Source organism: Streptomyces sp. NPDC101110, assembly GCF_044759525.1.
Taxonomy (GTDB): Bacteria; Actinomycetota; Actinomycetes; order Streptomycetales; family Streptomycetaceae; genus Streptomyces.
This window is the reverse complement of the sequence record NZ_JBIVZM010000008.1, coordinates 303841-320091: the sequence shown is the minus strand read 5'-3', so window position 1 is coordinate 320091 and position 16251 is coordinate 303841. Positions and strand designations below refer to the sequence as shown.

Genomic DNA, 16251 nt, shown 5'->3' with positions numbered 1-16251 from the left:
ACCGCGAGCCCGCGCGGGAGCCACGCCACCGGGCCGATCACCCGCCACTCCAATGCCCCCGGAGCGCGTCGGTCGGGAGAGGCGCCACGCCGGTTCCAGGTGCTGCGGCGGTGGGTCGAGGCGGTGGCGGAGGGAACGATGGGGAAGCCGGACGAGCTGCCGTTGAGCCTGGCGGTACGCCGCTGGCTCGACAGTGACCAGGAAACTCGTCCGACCGGTCGCATGCGGAGCCAGACGGCACGAGCGGCCGCTGCGGCAGTGCCGAGGAAGCCGTATCCCTGCCTGGCCCGCCGCGCCACTGCCGTGCGGTCGAGGCGGCACGGCAAAAGCCGGCGCACTACGTCGCCTTCGCCCTGGTCCCCCAAGGTGACACCGACATGACCCGGTGGTCCTAACGGCAGCAGCCTGCAGCCGTGGAAGCGCGGTTCGCCGATCACCGCGGTCTCTGGTTGGTCAGTACCCTTGTCAGCCGCTTCGCCGGACTGGGCGCCGGCGGCTCTCATTTCGTCCAGTGGCTCCGTACACGAGAACGGAAGTCGTTGGTGGACGGCTTCGGGACTCACTGGGGCTCGCGACGATCGCCGGGGAGGACAGCCCCAGCGCGGCGTTGTCCTTGCCGTCCCGCATGTGGTTGAGCCAGCGCTCGTACCAGCTGAGGAAGTCCCGTGCCGAGGAGACGTTCGGAGACCAGAAGCCGTCCGCGTTGCCGGTCACCACACGGCCGGCAAGGGGACCGGTCACTCCGATGAGGCACAGATCGCTACAGCCCATCTCGATGATGTGGAGGAACAGGTCACCCTGCAGCGCGTACGGGTGGCCCACATGAGTGAATCCCCTCGGACTGCCGTCCACCGGCTTCCGGTTCATCGTGAACAGCCTGCACTTCTCCAGCGGAAGAAGGCCGTAAAAGGGGCCGGCACCGCTGCCCCCGAGTTCGATGAGGAACGCTCTGTAGGCCGCCGGCAGGGCAATGTGGTGCTCCGCCTCGAAGGCGTCGGCTTCTGAAGAGCTGACGCGTGGGCCAAGGCGGAACTGGTGGCCCTCTCCGCACACGGAGTGGCTTCGTTGGGCCTGGTACGGCATCTTCGCCAGCTTGGAGCGTATGCGGGATATCCGGGAGTCCATGAAGGATCTCTTCTCTCGTCTCCGAGACCCTACCGATCAGTCCGGCAGAGACACATCCGAGGGTCTGGAGAGCTCCTGCCTGAGGGCGCAGTCGCCGGCCTGGTTGCAGCTGGTGACGTTGTCGGCAGGACGGTCACGATGCTCGGGCCCCTGGAGTCTGTTACCGGGGTCTTCGTAGGCCCCACCGGTGATCAGCACGAATCGGCCGCCGCGCAGCGCCTCGTAGAGCCGGCCGTCCTTCAGGGTGACGAGCTCGCGCAGTGCCTTGAGCTCATAGGCGCGGGCGGCGATCCGCTGCGCCTCGCGTAAAACGGCCTCCCGTTCGGCGGCGGCCTCCGCCTCGGCGGCGAGCTCGGCCCGGACGACGTCGTCGTCGGTGTCCGGGTCGTAAACACGGTGCCAACACGGTGCCCGGCGCCGCGGCGGTTCTCCGGCCGGGGCGTGGCCGCCGCCATGGCCCACCGGCTGCACCATCTCCAGGAAACCGTCTGAACGACCGCACCGAGCGGGCAGACTGGGAACCGAGCGGAAGCCGTTGGGGGAGCCGGAATGAAGTATGCGATGTTGGTGGGATCGGGCGCCGCGCCGGACGGCGCCATGCGGCTCGAGGTACCGGACGGCGCCACACTGGACGACACCGCCGACGCGCTCGGCTTGCTGCTCGCGACCCGGCCGACGCCGGACCGTGTGGTCCTCGTCGTGGGCGGCACGGTCGTCGGGGTCACCACCCAGACCCACCTGAGCACCGTGCGCGCGCTCGGGGTGGTGCGGGGCGCGGGCGAGGAGGACCGTGGCCGCCAGCCGGTCGAATCCACCCAGTACACGCTGCTGAGCTTCCGCTGCCCGTCCTGCGAGCGGACGGCCTGGACCGCCTTCTACGACGAGCGGTACCGGCCGACGTGCGAGACGGACGGCCACGGGCCGATGGAACTGTGGTGAGCCGCCGATGAGCCAGGCCGGCCTCGCCGCCGTCGCCACGGCACCCGCGGGCCTCGCCTCGGGCAGCTCGGGACGGTTCTTCCTCGTCTCCTATCTCCCTACCTACGCGGGAGCGTTGAGCATCCTGTGGCTGGTCTGGGCGGGCGCCCCCGGCGGCGCCCTGTCCATGCGCCGCGCCTGGCGCACCGCTGCCGGTCTCGGCGTCGGCGAGATCGTGCTCATCGCCGCCGGCATCACCGTCGTCGCCGTCGTCTTCCAGCCTCTGCAACTGGCCATGGTGCGGCTGCTCCAGGGCGGCTGGCCCGACGCCCTCGGCGCGGGGTTGTGCCGCGCCCGGCAGCGCCGCCGCAAGGCCCGGCTCGAACGCCGTACGGTCCTGCTTCCGGCCACGGGCGACGCGACGCCGGCGGAGGTGACGGCGGCAGCCGTGCAGCGGGCCGGTGCGTCCGCCGCACGCCTGCGCCGCCGGTACCCGCTGCCCGACCACCTCGTCCGGCCCACCGCCCTGGGCAACGTGCTGACCGCCACCTTCGACACCGCCGGCCGCGACCACGGCTGGGACGCGGCGGTGGCCTGGCCCCGGCTCTACCCGGTCCTCGGCGACCGGTCGCGTGCCCTAGTCGACGACTCCCGCGACTCCCTCGACGGTGCCGTGCGGCTCTCCGTCACCGGAGGAGCCACCGCGCTCACCGCCGCCGTACTGCTGAGCTCCAGCGGGTGGTGGCTCGCCCTCGCCCTGATCCCGCTGGCGGTCGCCCGCCTCGCCTACCACGGAGCCGTCCAGGCGGCCGTCGCCTACGGAGAGGCCGTACACACCGCATTCGACCTGCACCGCTTCGACCTGCTGCGGGCTCTGCACCTTCCGCTGCCGGCCGGCCTCGACGAGGAGCGCACGCGGGCCTCGGCCCTGTGCGCGTCCTGGCGACAGGGGCTGCCGCCGCCGGACACCTACGAGCACCCCGAAGTACCGCCCGCCGTCTGACCCGTTGAGGCACCGGCCCGCGCCGGAGCGCCCTACCGTGGCCCCATGTCAGCGATGGGGGAACACCGCCGCAACGATCGCGTCCGGGCTCTGCACGAGCGCGGACTGCGCGAACTCGACGACTACATCCGCTCCCGTGACCCCGCCGCCCTCGAACGGGCCCGGCTCGTGTTCCACACGACCGTGGCCTCCCTCGGCCCGCACTCCCCCGACCGGCATGTCCATCTCCGGAACCTCGCCTACACCGAGGAACTGACGTACGAGGAGACCGGCGGCTCCGGCCCGCTGCAGGACGCCGTCGCCTTGTACCGCCAGGCTTTCGCCGAGGCTCCCGCCGGCCACCCCTACCGGCCCGCCTACGCCTACGGGCTCGGACGCGCCCTGCGCCGACTGTACGGAGCGACCGCCGACCCCGCTCACCTCGACGAGTCCGTCGAGTGGCAGCGGCGGGCACTGTCCGGCGGACCGGGCGCCCGGCTGGAGGCCGCCGCCCAACTGGCCGGTCTCGCCGAAACACTCCTGGACCGCAACCTCCTGACCGGCGACCGGGGGGACCTGGAGGAGTGCGTGGCGCTGTATCGCCAGGCCGTACAGCTCACGCCCGAGGCCGAACAGGAGGACCTCGCGATCCGGCTGGTCAACTTCGGCTCCGCGCTCGGCGCGCTCCACGAGGCGACCCGGGATCCCGGCCACCGCGACGAGTCCATCGACGCCCACTCCCGGGCTCTCGCGCTGCTGCCCGCCGACCGCGGGCAGCAGCGGCAGGCCCTTCTCGGCGTCCTCGCACAGGCAGTACAGGACCGCTACGAAACCACCGGCCGGCTGGAGGACCTCGACGCGGTGATCGCCCTGCGCCTGCGCGCCGTCGCGAACACCGATCCCGGCACCACCGACCACGGCGAGGCCGCCCTGCATGCCGCCGACGCGCTCCTGGACCGGGCCGTCACGACCGGCCGGCCCCACTTCGCCGACCAGGCGATCGCCGTGCTCCGGCGCGCCGTCGGCGGCCGGCCCGCCGACAGCGCCGAACGTGCCGTGCTGACCGGCGTACTCGGTTCGGCGTACGACACCCGGTACGAGCTGACCGGGGAAGCGGCCTCCCTGGACCAGGCCGTCGTCCTGCTCCGAGCGGCCGTGGACACGCCCGGTATCGGGCACCACAACGCCTGCGGCCTGCGCACCAAACTCTCCGCCGCCCTGCGGGCCCGGCACTCGGCGCGCGGAGACCTCGCCGACCTCGAAGAGGCGATCGCCGTCCACCGCGACGCAGTGGCCGCCGGGACCGGCCTGGACGCGGCACGCCGGGCCCTCCACCAGGTGAGCCTCGCCGCGGGCCTGAACCAGCGCTTCGGCGTCCACGGCGACATCACGGATCTCGACCGGTGCGCCGAACTGTGCCGCCGGGCCCTGCTGGTTCTGCCCGAGGGGGATGCGAACCGTCCGGTCGTCCTCATGCTGCTCGGCGACACCCACCTTGCCCGGTTCTTCCACACCGCCCGTCCGGAGGCGCTGGGCCCGGCGCTCGGCGCCTTCCGGCAAGCTCTCGACGCCGCCAACCCCCAGCTGCGGGCGGCCGCGATGGGCAACCTCGCCCGCGCCCTCCTCGCCCGCTTCGACCACGCCGGCGGCACACCGGCAGACCTGGACGAGGCGATCGGCCTGCAACGCCACGCCATGGGCCTGCTCCCCACGCAGCGGGAGGTGAGCGGATACAACCTCGCCCAGTCCCTGCGCAGCCGCTACGAGATCAGCCACGACCTCACCGACCTCGAGGAGGCCGTCGCCCTCCTGCGTACCGTGGTACGGGACCGCCCCCGCGACGACCCCGACCGCAGCAAGCCCGGCACGGCCCTCGCCGAGGGCCTGTACAGCCTGCACCTGCGGACCGGGGACCGCGACCTGCTCACCGAGGCCCTCACCGTCGCCCGCGACATCACGACGGTCACCTCCGCCCCGGTGCGCGAACGGCTCGCCGCCCACGTCACCTGGGGGCAGGTGTCCGGCGTACTGGAGGACTGGGAGACCGCGTGGCGCGCCCTGCGCACGGCCACGTCGCTGCTGCCCGAGCTAGCGACGCGCAGCCTCACCCGCAGCGACCAGCAGCACGCTCTGGCCCGTCTGCCGGGCATCGCTGCGGAGGCCGCCGCCTACGCCCTCCAGGCCGGACGGCCCCGGGAAGCCCTGGAAGTTCTCGAACACGGCAGAGGAGTGCTCCTCGGCCGGCTGCTGCGCACCCGCGATCTCGACCTCGACCGGCTGCGCCGGCAGGCACCCGCACTTGCCGACGAGTTCCTGCGGCTGCGCGAGGAGGAGACCGGCGGGCCGGCCGGCCCCTCCGGACCGACGGCCACCACCGAACAGGCCGCCGAACGGCGGCGCGCCCACGCCGCCGCATGGCAGCGACTGCTGGGCCGGATCCGGGCACTGCCGGGATTCGACGGCTTCCTGCGCCCGCCCCCGGCCGAGGAGATCCTCCGCCAGGCGGGCGACGGACCCGTCGTGCTCCTCAACATCAGCATCCGCTGCGACGCCGTCATCGTGGCCGACGGCACGATCGACGTCCTGCCGCTGAAGGTGCGTTCCGGCACCGTGGCCGAGCAGGTGGCCGTCTTCCTCGACGCCACGCGCGCCGCCTCCCGGCCCGGAGCCTCCCTGGAGGAGATCTGGTCCGCGCAGGAGACCCTCTCCGGCGTACTGGAATGGCTGTGGGACACCATCACCGGACCCGTGCTTCAGCGTCTCGGACACACCGAACCGCCCGCCCCCGGGGAGCCGCCCCGGCGGGTCTGGTGGTGCCCGCAGGGCACGCTGGCCTTCCTGCCGCTGCACGCCGCCGGCTACCACGGCGCCCGGGCCGATAGGGACCGGCCGCGCTGCGCCCTCGACCTCGCCGTCTCCTCCTACACCCCGACCGTCGGCGCCCTGCACCACGCGCGCCGACGTCCCGAACCCGCCCCGTCAGGCGCGCGGCCGCCGCTGGTCGTGGCCATCCGCGACACGCCGGGGGCAGCGCCGCTGCCGAACGCCCCGCACGAAGCGGAGGCGGTGCGGACGCTGCTGCCCGGAACCACCCGGGCAGCCCTGCTGACCGGCGCCGAGGCCACCCGCGAGCGGGTGCGGGAGGGTCTGCGCTCCAGCCCGTACGTCCATCTCGTCTGCCACGCCGTCACCGATCCGCACGACCCCTCCGCTTCGCGCATCCTCACCCACGACCACATGGAAAGGGCGCTGACCGTCGCCGACATCTCCGCGCTGCGACCGTCGGGAGCCGACCTGGCGTACCTCTCCAGCTGTTCCACCTCCGGGACCCGCCCCGAGCTCGCGGACGAGGCGATCCACATCACCAGCGCCTTCCAACTCGCCGGATACCGTCATGTCGTGGGCACGCTGTGGCCCGTGACGGACGAGATCGCCCCGCGCGTCGCCCAGTCCTTCTACGGCCGGCTCCCGCACGGCGCCGCGTATGCGCTGCACGCGGCCGTCCGGCAGGCGCACACGGAGTATCCGCTGCTCCCTTCGCTGTGGGGAGCGCACATCCACATCGGTCCGTGAGCGCCCGTCCGCGCCGGCCGCCTCGTCTCCTAGCCGCGAGCGGCGCGGACCATGCGCAGGTTCTCCCGGGCCTGCGCCGTGCGAGGGTCGGCCGTGCCGTAGAGGCGTTCGTAGCCGGCGACGACGAGGCGACATTCCTCCTCGGCCTGGGCGTGCCGGCCCGCGTTGAAGAAGGTGGCGGCCAGGCTGGTGCGGTACTTCAGGACGTCCGGATGGTCGGGGCCGTGCAACCGCTCCATGCCCACGACGGCCGCCCGCAGCTCCGCCGCCGCCTCATCGACCTTGCCGAGCGCCTGGAGCATGGCGCCCAGGGTGGCGTGTGCGGAGAGCGTGTCCGGGTGGCCGGCGCCCTTGATCTTCACCGACTGCCGCACCGCGTCGCGCATCGACCGCGCGGCCTGGGCGACATGCCCCAGGTGGTGCTGGACGGCGGCGTGGTTGATCCGGGCCGTCAGGGTCAGCTCCGAGTTCCGGCCCAGCAGCCGCTCGGCGTCGCGCAGCACCGAGAGGTAGAGCGCCCCAGCCTCCTGCAGCGTCCCACGGGCTCGCAACACCCCGGCCAGGGTGTTCCGGCTGCCGAGCGTGTCCTCGTGCTCGGGCCCCAGCACCCGCGTCCGGCGTTCGAGCGCGGTGCGCGCCAGTCGCTCCGCCTCCTCGTGCCGCCCCAGGGCGAGCACGACGAGGGCCAGATCCCCGAGGGCGGTGAGCGTGTCCGGGTGGTCCGGTCCCAAGGTCGCCTCGCGCTGGGCGAAAACGGAACGACGCAGCCGTTCCGCGTCCTCCGGCCGTCCACGATCCCGTAACAGGGAGGCGAGAGCGGCCTCCGCTGCGAGGGTGTCCGGGTGGGCGGGCCCCAGGTCCGCCCTGCGCTCCGCCAACACCCAGCGGAAGACCTCCTCAGACTCTTCGAACTCTCCTTCCTGGCGGAGCTGCTCGGCCAGCTCGAACGAGAGCCGTACGACCTCCGGATGATGCGGGCCGTGTTCGGTCGCGAGATGCCCCAACCTCATGCGCGTCATCCCGGACGGCGTCAGGGAGAGCTTCACATTCATCACGGGGATGCCGTCCTCGCCCTCGTGATGGGTGATCCGGTACGAGCCCAGGCCCTCCAGCTCACCCTCGGCGGCCGTCCTGTCCGGTGCCGGTGACGGCGGTGCCGGTGACGGCCCGGGCACGGGGCCCGAGGAGGGCTGAGTCCGTACGGCCGGGCTCTCCGTCTCCGAGTGCGCGCCCCGTCCGCGCCGCCGGAACGGCCATCTGCCCCAACCCGCCCTGTCCGTGTCGCTCATCCCCACTCCTTCGTCGACCGAGGGAGTCGTTCCCCGTCCACCGGGGGCCCACCCCCGACTGTCCGCCCTCTCACCTCGCGTTCAGCCGGAGGATCCTGCCGTCACCGGGACCGAAAGGTCACGAACCGTCTACCTGTGAAAGCAGCGCTCTGTGTGGCGATCGGCAACTGCGCCCCCTTGCCGATCAGCTTCGCAGTGGTCCTTCGCACCGATAGTCCGAGGTGCCTGCCTCCCGGTCGGACCAGATCTCCACCTCGCCGAAGGAGCAGTTCATGTCAGCGAAGTTGGTCGAGGCCGCTGAGGTGCGGTCGAGCAGGAAGTGGTCGACCGTCTCGGACATGTCCCGGAAGACCACATCCGGGCTGCCGGCGTCCTCGAGGCGGGCGGTGACCCGGCCGGTGCAGACGAATCGCCGCATGCCCGGGTCGCCGTTGTCGGTGCAGAGCGGCGTCATCCCGGTCGCTGCAGCGAAGGAGGAGCCCACCGCGGCGGCGGTGGCGTCCCTCAGCCGATCGTTGGGCTGGTACCGGGTGTTCGGCACGAACAGGTCGTCGACCTCGGCGATCCGGGCGTCCAGGAAGGCGTCGTAGCCCCGCTGGACCGCGGTGTCCCTGCCCAGCCTGTCGCGCCAGGCGTCGAAGGCGGTCGGGTCGTCGGCCCTCAGGTGTCGGTACATCTCCTTCAGCTCGGCCGGATGTTCGCTCCACAGGTAGGTGAAGAAGGTGCCCGCGTAAGCGTAGAAGCGGAAGCCGTCTCCCCCGTAGGTGGCGTGCAGCAGCCGGTCGACATCCATGCGCGGGCCGCCGTTCGCGGTGTCGGCGATGATGCTCCTGACCAGTGACCTGCGTGCGGCGACACCGTCGTCGCGAGTGGCCCCGCCGAAGAACTCGGCCGTCCCCTCGTCCATGGCCGTGGTGCGGTCCCGCTCGTACCAGGGTCCCTCACCGAAGTAGCCGGGCACGGCGAATCGGCCGTTGAGATAGTGCACGTACTCGTGCCGGAACAGTTCCTCCAGGGCGAGCGAGGAGTCCTGTGGGACGCGGCGCTGGTACGTGTAGAAGGTTGCGCTGCGCTCGATGTAGATGCCGCCGTTCGCGGTGTCCATGCCGGTCAGCAGCGGATGGTAGTTCTCGTAGTCGGCGCGGGAGGCGTACAGGACGATGGTGAGGCTGGTATTGGTGTCGCCGACGAGTGGCTCCTCGGTGCCCAGCACCCGGTGGAACTGCGCCTTGACCTGCTTGCTCGCATAGTAGAGCTGGTCGACGGTGGCGAGGTCGAGGCCCGTGCGCACCTTGATGGCCCCGTTGTCGTAGCGGTACGTCCGGGGGAAGATCTCCCGTTCGATGTCGTCCTTGCAGACGGCGTAGGGCCTGCAGGCTCCGTAGAAGCCGAGCCAGGATGCGAGCCGCGCCCAGGGCGCGCTGCCGCGACCGAAGTTACGGACGACCGGGGTGAGGAGCGCACCGAGGTCCGGCACGATCGCGGGTGTCAGGGACGCGATCTGCCCGAAGCGGCCGTACTCGGCGAGGGCGTCGCGCGCGACCCACTCGTTGGGCGTGCCCTTGAGGTGGGTGTGGGTGGAGAACGCGCGGAAGGCGTCGCGGTAGGGGGCGTTGCGTGCGACGAGTGTGTGGAAGGCGGTGTCGTTGTTTCCCGGATAGACGCCGAGGTAGTTCACGGAGAGCGCAGCGAGGGCCGCTCCACCCCAGGAGGGGTCCTTGTAGGTGGTGGTGTGGTACTGGTTCATGGTGGCCAGCACCTTGCGTATCAGGCCGAGTTGTGAATGGCGCAGTCCGGTGGCGCCTCCCGCGTAGAGCGCCTCGCGCAGCGACTCGGCGTTGGTACGCGTGGCGTCGAAGGACCGGCGGGCGGTGCCGAAGGCGTGGATGGCGCGGCGCATCGCCTCGGTCGTAGGGGGGTCGGTGAGGTCGATCTCGCTGCGGGAGAAGTCGTGGTAGGCCACCGCGTGCAGGTAAGTGAGCATCTCCAGCAGGTGGCTGCCGTTCTTGCCGTCGTGGGCGGCGGCCAGGGCGGAGATGCGGCGGGAGACTGCCTGGACGTGTGCATCGGACATGACCGGCGCCAGACGCGCGTCCCAGGTCCAGAGGATGTCGCGCAGGCAGCCGTCGGCGGTGACGGCCGGGTCGGCGAGGAAGTCGGCGAACTGCTCCGGTCCGAGGCGCACGATGTCCGCGAGGGTGCACGCGACGGCCGGGGAGGACGCGGTCTTTGCGTCACCGGCGGCCGTGGGGGTGGTCGGCGTGTGTGGGCCGGGGACGCGGGTGCCGGTGCGTGCACCGGGGGCGGGTGCCGGTCGCGGGGTGGGCCGTGGGGCGGAGGCGAGACGTTCGACCTCGTCGTGGGGGTGGCCGGCGGCGGGGGCGGCTGGGCCGGTGAGGGGGCGGGGTGGGGGCAGGGTGTGCGCCTCGGCGGTGGGCGCGTTGCAGACGCCGGTCCCGAGCAGCATCACCGTGGTAACTGCGGTGAGGAAGGGTCTACGGAGGGAACGGCGGCGGCCGTTTGATCGCTGGGACACCTGCGGCTCCTGTGTCGGAGTGGAGGACGGGTCCTTGCAGCGGTGCGCACGGCGAGCGACAGAACCACTGATGGGTACATGCCACTACTGTGTGACGTGTAACATAGTAATGTGACATTGCACTGACAATCCCCCGGTCGGTATGCGATGCGGAGAGCTGCATTCTGGGGGCGCCGGAGGGTGCCGACCGGACACTGTCGGCCTCGCCGTCCGGCAGCATGAGGGTCACCCCCGTTACTGTGCCGCCGGTGGCCGGCCGCGCGGCCGCCACGACGGTACCGCTCGGCCCGCCGCGCGCAACGGCCCGCCCCGGACTTGCATGGACATCGCGTGGCGACCAGAGCCCTGCCCATGGCAACGGGCTGCTCCTCTACAGCCGGCCTCACAAGGGGCGTTCCCGTCGGCGGCTCTCGTGTGCCCCGACCCCTCGGCGCTCGCCCGGTGGCCCGGCAGGAGACGCAGCAGGTTCGGCCACAGCGAGCGCGTCCCGCGTCCAGATGCCCCGGGCCGCCACGACGTGGTGTCATCCAGCAGCCGCGCCAGGCCACGTAAAAAGTGGCGCCAGGCCACGTTGAGAGTGCGGATCTGGCAGGCTGTGCGGCTGCTGTGTCCACGCCTGCAGACCTGCCCCGATCGGGAGCCCCATGAACAGCCGGAACCGCGTCCCGTACTTTCGCTGGCAGCGCCACTTGCCGCGTCTCATTCAGGACCGGGCCGCGGGCCTGGTGTTGGCCTGGGCGGCAGCCATCGCCCTCTCGTTCAGCGCCGTCGGCGCTGTCGCCGAGCTGTCCGACCCATCATCAGATCCGTGCCGGCGGGCCCGCGACATCGCCGACGACGCCCGCCCCGCTGACGGGAAGGTGGACTCCGGCATCGAGCGCGAACAAGCCATCGAACCGGCGGGCGACTGGCTCGACGCCGCGAACGAATGCCTCAAGCGCGGTGGCGATCCGGGGCCGGGGTTCTGAAGTCGCGGCGGGTGACCTGCCCATCCCGCCGCGTCCAGCAGCTTGATCCCGGATGGTCCTGGAGAACCCAACAGTGGGGTCAGGTGGCCGGCGCCGAGGGTCTGGACACCCTCATTCCGGTCCGGCAGCGTGACCTGCCCGGCCGGCGAGATCATCTCGCTCTCGACGCACGTGCTCGCCCCGGGGTGTGATCCTGTCGACGGCAGATCGACCCACCCGCGCTGTCAGCCGCACGGCGGTTGTGTCGGCGTCCCCTCGGGCAGCAGCTTCCTCTCGGCGTCCGTGTAATCGCGCCCGGCGGCGCACAGCGTGCGGAACTGCTCGTCGGGACGCAGGTCGAACGTCTGGCGCAGGGTGCCGGTGTCGACGGTCAGGCGGTGGTTGCGCACGTAGCCGCCCACCCAGTCACCGTCGGCGATGGGCAGCGTGCTGGAGGTCTCGTCGCCTGTCAGGTCGTGGATCCGGACCGCGTCCTTGCCGAACACGGACGTCACGACGCTGTGGCCCGGACCGAACCCGATCAGGGCGTCGTTGCCCGTGGCGGGTGCGCCGCCGAGCAGTGGCCTGCGGCGGTCGACGTCCCAGACCCGGATCTGTCCGTCGGTGTTCTGCACGGCGAGGCGTGAGCCGTTCGTGTCGAAGGCCAGCGGTCCGGTGACGTAGGAGGTGCTGAACGGCACGCTGACGGACCGGCTCGGCAGCGTGCCGATGCGCCGGGGAACTGTGACGTCCCACAGCAGGATCTCGCCGGCCAGGGTGCCCGTCCGGGTGATCGCAGCGACCTGCCCGGGGTGGCCCGGGCGGCCCACGAGCTGGCCGCGCGCGAAGATCTCCCTGTCGAAGCCGCCGCCGCTCCAGTTGGGCTCCGGATGGACGAGGAAGGGCGGCGTGAGCACGGTGCCGTCCGTCGCGTCGACGCGGGTGAGTCTGCCCTCCACGGTCAGCAGAGCGATCTCGCTGCCCTGCAGCGCGGCGACCGCGTCCACCTCGCCGCCCCGCGTGGCCCTGACCCGATCGAGCTCCTTCGCTTTCGGCACGACGTCGTCGAGCTGCACGCCGTCGTTCAGGTCCCGCACGGGATAGGACCCCTGCAGGTTGCCCTGCTCGCCCCACACCACGATCCGCTGCGAGTCGGCTGTCCACAGAGGCAACCAGTCCACGCCCTCGGGAGGAGGCGGCAAGGACACCGCCCGGTGCCGGGTGCGGGAGGCGTCGAGGACCTCCAGGCGCCGGCCTGTGGTCAGGGCGATGTGGCGCCCGTCGGGTGACACGCTGTACTTCCCCGCGTCCTCCAGGAACCGTTCGCCGCCGGCCGGTTCGGCGCGGACGGCCATGAGTGCCGTGCCGAGGGGCACGAGGACAGTCAGCCCGCCGCCGGGGCGCGGTAGGGCCGCGACGCCGTGGTAGGCCGCGGTCCCGCCCCCGGTCGGCACGCGCGTGCGGTAGGTCCGGCCGGTGCGCAGATCGGTCAGCGTCGCCTCGGCGTAGTGGGCCTCGGCGTTGTCCGTCCCGAGGTCGAGGCCGTAGCGCGCCGTCGCGTCCACCGTGCCGACGTCACCGGGCAGTGGGATCCTGCGGCCGGGTGCCCTACCGAGTTGCTGCGCGTATGGTTCCCTGGTCTTTGTCCTGATCAGAAGCTCACCGCCGTCCCGCAGCAGCGCGCCGCCCAGGTCCGAGGTGGTGGAGGCGTATCGCAGGCGGCCGGTGGTGAGGTCGCGGACCTCGATGCGCTGGCGCAGCCCGTCGTGGGTGTAGCTGATGGTCGCGAGGCTCTCCCCGTCGGCGGTGAACGCGGCCTCGTAGAGGCCCGTCTCGGGTAGCAGGCCGTCCGGCAGGGGGATGCGGGCCCCGGAGGGGACGTGCCAGGCCTCGATGAAGGCGGGGACGCAGGGCCGGTCGCCGTTGGCACACGGGATGCCGTGGTCGTCCGTCGTGCGCAGCAGTCGTTTCCCGTCGCTGCTGAAGTCCAGGGCGCCACCGGCGTCCTCGGGGAGTTCGTGGTCGCCGAGCTTCAGGGTGACGGGATGTCCGGGGTCGCGCAGCCGCCACAGTCGCACCTCCTCACCGGCTGTCGCGGCGAAGTGGCGGCCGTCGGGGCTCAGGGCGGTCAGCAGCTTCCCACCCGGGACGCCGGTCAGGTGCCCTTGCGCTCTCGGTTTGCCCTGGAGCGCCCCCGTGACCACGGTCATGGTCGGCCGGTCGCCGCCCCCCGGCTTCGACTGCACGACCAGGACACGGCCGTCCGGGGTGGCGTTCATACCGGTGACCCGTCCCCGCCACACCGACGGGTGGCTGCCCACCAGGAACTGTCCTCGCGCGTACTGCTGGAGCAGGGCCTGCCGGGTTCGCGGGGTCTGTTCGGTCCTCCACCCGGCCAGGGCGAGTTGCAGCGCGGTGGTGGGATCGGTGGCCGGGCGGTCCTCGGAGAGCTGGGCGAGCAGGCCGGCTGCCTGGGTACGCAGCTGCTGCTCGGCGAGCCTGAGGCCGTGCCAGGTGGAGATCGCCAGGACGAGGGCGAGCACCGTGAGGACGGCCAGCGCGCCGACGGCGGCCTGCCGGAGGCGGGTGCCGCGCCGGGCGTGGCGGCGACTGAGCAGGATGTAGGCGCGCTCGTCGACGGAGATGTCCTCGGGGTGCTCGGCCAGTGAGCGGGCGGCCTGCGCCAGGTCGGATCCGCTCAGCAGCCGGGCGGGCTCCCGGTTCCGGGTCCGCCACCGGTGCAGGTCGGCCCGCAGCTGTTCCTGCCAGTGGCGGAAGTCCCGGGACGCGACGAGCCATTCCCTCAGGCGCGGCCAGAGCCGGGTGAGCGCCTCGTGCGCGAGGTCCACGATCTCGTCGCGCTCGGCACCTCCCGGTGCGCGGGAGAGGACGACCAGTTTGCCAGGGGCCAGCTCCCGTGCCAGGGCGAGGAGTTCGGGCGCCAGGTCGCTCGTGCGCACGGGCCTGCGGGTGAAGGTGTCGCCGTCTGCGGGCCGGGCCAGCTGCACGAACAGGCGCCGCGCACGCTCCTGGCGGGCTCCGGTCAGCTCGGCCAGGGCGTGGTCCGCGTAGGTGACCAGAGCGCCCGCCACACCGCCGATTTCGTCGTAGGCACTGTGAGTGAGCATCGACCGGGTGCGGCGATGCCACAGCTCGGTCAGGGCGAACTGGACCAGCGGCATCCGTCCGGGCTCCGCTCCGGCGTCGGCGACGATCCGCTGCGGAAGTCCGGGTTCGAACCAGAGCCCCGGTACGGCATCGACCGGTGCGGTCACCGCACGCTCCAGGTCCTCGTCGGCCAGCGGGGCGAGGAACTGCACGGCGTCGCTGAGCAGGTCGGAGGTGCCGGTCGTCACCAGCGTGTCGAGGGAGTCGGGCCGCGCGGTGGCGACCACCCTCAGCACCGCACCGTCCTGTCCTCCCGCCAGGGCGGCGAGCAGACCCAATAGGTCGCGTGCGGCCTCCGGTTCCGCGCCCGCGTACTCCTCCAGCTGGTCGACGAAGAGGACGTGCCCGGCGCTTCCCGCGTGTGCGAGGACCCTGACGCGCACCTCGGCGGGCACGTCGTCCCCGGTCTCCAGCAGTCCGGCCAGCTCCTCGGCCTTGACGAGCCGGTCGACTTCACCGAGCCGCGGCTCCAGGACGCCGGCCAGCGCCCGGGCGACCACCGCGGATGCCCGCACCCCCGGCACCGGCCGCAGCTCGGAGACACTCATGCCGTCGTCCCGTAACCCCGGCAGCACACCTGCCCGTACGAGGGACGACTTCCCGCACCCCGACGGCCCTGCCACCAGCGTCACCGGCCGTCCGCGCACGGCGGCGCGCACCCGGGCCATGTCCTCGTCCCGGCCGTGGAAGAACTCTGCGTCCTCCTCCGTGAAAGGCGCGAGCCCCCGATACGGGCAGCGCGGCGGCACCGTCCGCTCGTCGACCAAGTCGGCCGAGGGCAGCAGATATGCAGTCCGGTCGCCCCGGTCCGCCGCGACCGTCATACCGACGACACCGTCCTGGGCGTCGTCCCAGACCGGAGCCCCGCTGAACCCCTCGGCGATCACCGGCCCCGGCTCGTGCGCCTCCATCTGGGTCCAGCCCAGGCCCTGACCGGCCCGCAGGATGCCCGACGCCCACTTGCCGTGGTCGGCGCCGACCGGATAGCCCTGCACCCGGAACGTGTGCCCCCACACGCCGGTGCCGTCGACGAGCGACGCCGGGCGGGCTCCCGTCACGGGCGCGTCCAGCCGCAGCAGCGCGACGTCCGCCCCGCCGTGCCGCCAGGACACCACGGACGCCCGGGCCCGGGGGCGGCCCTCCAGCAGTGGGAAGTCGAGGTCCACCGGCCGGTCGGGCACCCGCTCCTCGCTGTCCGGCGTCCGGACGGCCCGGGCCACGACATGGGCGCAGGTGCACACCACGTCGGCAGCGATGAGGAATCCCGCCCCCACGACCCCGCCGACGGCCGAGTGGATCCGCACCTGCGACGCCTCCAGGACATCGCTCCCCCGTCCGACGGCCATGCATCTCCCCCTCACCCAGTGGCGCACACGCACCGTGGAGAAGCATCGTCCGCCCCTTGCGGCACTCGGCTCAAGAGCGCCCGGCAACCATCGAACGCCCCCGCTCTCTCCCCCACCCGACGATGCCACGCCACACCCGTGCGCCCCGCCGGACAGACGAGATCACGGGGCGAGCCCTCAACCTCTGGGAAAGCGTTGCCTATTGGGATGCCCAGGACGTGTGGGAGGAGTACCGGATCCGGGTCTCCGCCGCTCCTGGGCGAAATGACGGCCCTGCGCGCGGAGTTGGCCGGTGGTTCCGAAGCCCCTCCTTCCACGGACATGGACCGCGAGATCCAAGGACGGATCTTCGATGACGAGGCCCCTC

General features: G+C 72.3%; 9 protein-coding genes. 4 read left to right on the top strand and 5 right to left on the bottom strand.

The annotated features are described in order from the left end of the window. Nucleotides 1–465: 465 nt before the first annotated feature. Together ACIQU3_RS21325 and ACIQU3_RS21320 are read right to left on the bottom strand one after the other, a co-directional pair. Nucleotides 466–1125, bottom strand: coding sequence for an SMI1/KNR4 family protein (locus tag ACIQU3_RS21325; protein WP_403927087.1), 660 nt, complete (start codon nucleotides 1123–1125; stop codon nucleotides 466–468). Between the two features lie 36 nt (nucleotides 1126–1161). Continuing rightward, nucleotides 1162–1599: a hypothetical protein gene (locus ACIQU3_RS21320; RefSeq protein WP_403927084.1), complete on the bottom strand. Its 438-nt coding sequence runs from the start codon at nucleotides 1597–1599 to the stop codon at nucleotides 1162–1164. Between the two features lie 75 nt (nucleotides 1600–1674). Here ACIQU3_RS21320 and ACIQU3_RS21315 point away from each other — a divergent pair, with 75 nt between their 5' ends. Genes ACIQU3_RS21315 through ACIQU3_RS21305 form a run of 3 tightly spaced genes read left to right on the top strand, consistent with a single transcriptional unit; the run spans nucleotide 1675 to nucleotide 6598 of the window. Continuing rightward, a complete protein-coding gene (locus ACIQU3_RS21315; RefSeq protein ID WP_403927081.1) occupies nucleotides 1675–2064 on the top strand; it encodes a hypothetical protein in 390 nt (129 codons plus the stop codon). 7 nt (nucleotides 2065–2071) lie between these two features. Further along, nucleotides 2072–3046: a hypothetical protein gene (locus ACIQU3_RS21310; RefSeq protein ID WP_403927079.1), complete on the top strand. Its 975-nt coding sequence runs from the start codon at nucleotides 2072–2074 to the stop codon at nucleotides 3044–3046. 45 nt (nucleotides 3047–3091) lie between these two features. Continuing rightward, nucleotides 3092–6598 (top strand): CHAT domain-containing protein, encoded by a 3507-nt coding sequence (locus tag ACIQU3_RS21305; RefSeq protein ID WP_403927076.1) that lies wholly within the window; start codon nucleotides 3092–3094, stop codon nucleotides 6596–6598. 29 nt (nucleotides 6599–6627) lie between these two features. Here the strand turns inward: ACIQU3_RS21305 and ACIQU3_RS21300 are convergent, their stop codons facing one another. Next, nucleotides 6628–7887 (bottom strand): tetratricopeptide repeat protein, encoded by a 1260-nt coding sequence (locus ACIQU3_RS21300; protein ID WP_403927073.1) that lies wholly within the window; start codon nucleotides 7885–7887, stop codon nucleotides 6628–6630. Between the two features lie 184 nt (nucleotides 7888–8071). Next, the gene (locus tag ACIQU3_RS21295; RefSeq protein WP_403731365.1) at nucleotides 8072–10354 is read right to left on the bottom strand and encodes a collagenase; all 2283 of its coding nucleotides are present in this window, start codon (nucleotides 10352–10354) and stop codon (nucleotides 8072–8074) included. Between the two features lie 713 nt (nucleotides 10355–11067). On the opposite strand from ACIQU3_RS21295, the gene ACIQU3_RS21290 reads away from it, so the two are divergent. Beyond that, nucleotides 11068–11391 (top strand): hypothetical protein, encoded by a 324-nt coding sequence (locus ACIQU3_RS21290; RefSeq protein ID WP_403731362.1) that lies wholly within the window; start codon nucleotides 11068–11070, stop codon nucleotides 11389–11391. 224 nt (nucleotides 11392–11615) lie between these two features. Here ACIQU3_RS21290 and ACIQU3_RS21285 read toward each other — a convergent pair whose 3' ends face one another. After that, nucleotides 11616–15884, bottom strand: a complete 4269-nt coding sequence (locus ACIQU3_RS21285; protein WP_403927070.1) for a hypothetical protein — start codon at nucleotides 15882–15884, stop codon at nucleotides 11616–11618. Nucleotides 15885–16251 lie beyond the last annotated feature (367 nt).

Bases quoted from the DNA above. Each gene is read 5' to 3' on its own strand.
- ACIQU3_RS21325 (WP_403927087.1), bottom strand. From the start codon at position 1,125: ATGGACTCCCGGATATCCCGCATACGCTCCAAGCTGGCGAAGATGCCG.
- ACIQU3_RS21320 (WP_403927084.1), bottom strand. From the start codon at position 1,599: ATGGTGCAGCCGGTGGGCCATGGCGGCGGCCACGCCCCGGCCGGAGAA.
- ACIQU3_RS21315 (WP_403927081.1), top strand. From the start codon at position 1,675: ATGAAGTATGCGATGTTGGTGGGATCGGGCGCCGCGCCGGACGGCGCC.
- ACIQU3_RS21310 (WP_403927079.1), top strand. From the start codon at position 2,072: ATGAGCCAGGCCGGCCTCGCCGCCGTCGCCACGGCACCCGCGGGCCTC.
- ACIQU3_RS21305 (WP_403927076.1), top strand. From the start codon at position 3,092: ATGTCAGCGATGGGGGAACACCGCCGCAACGATCGCGTCCGGGCTCTG.
- ACIQU3_RS21300 (WP_403927073.1), bottom strand. From the start codon at position 7,887: ATGAGCGACACGGACAGGGCGGGTTGGGGCAGATGGCCGTTCCGGCGG.
- ACIQU3_RS21295 (WP_403731365.1), bottom strand. From the start codon at position 10,354: ATGCTGCTCGGGACCGGCGTCTGCAACGCGCCCACCGCCGAGGCGCAC.
- ACIQU3_RS21290 (WP_403731362.1), top strand. From the start codon at position 11,068: ATGAACAGCCGGAACCGCGTCCCGTACTTTCGCTGGCAGCGCCACTTG.
- ACIQU3_RS21285 (WP_403927070.1), bottom strand. From the start codon at position 15,884: ATGGCCGTCGGACGGGGGAGCGATGTCCTGGAGGCGTCGCAGGTGCGG.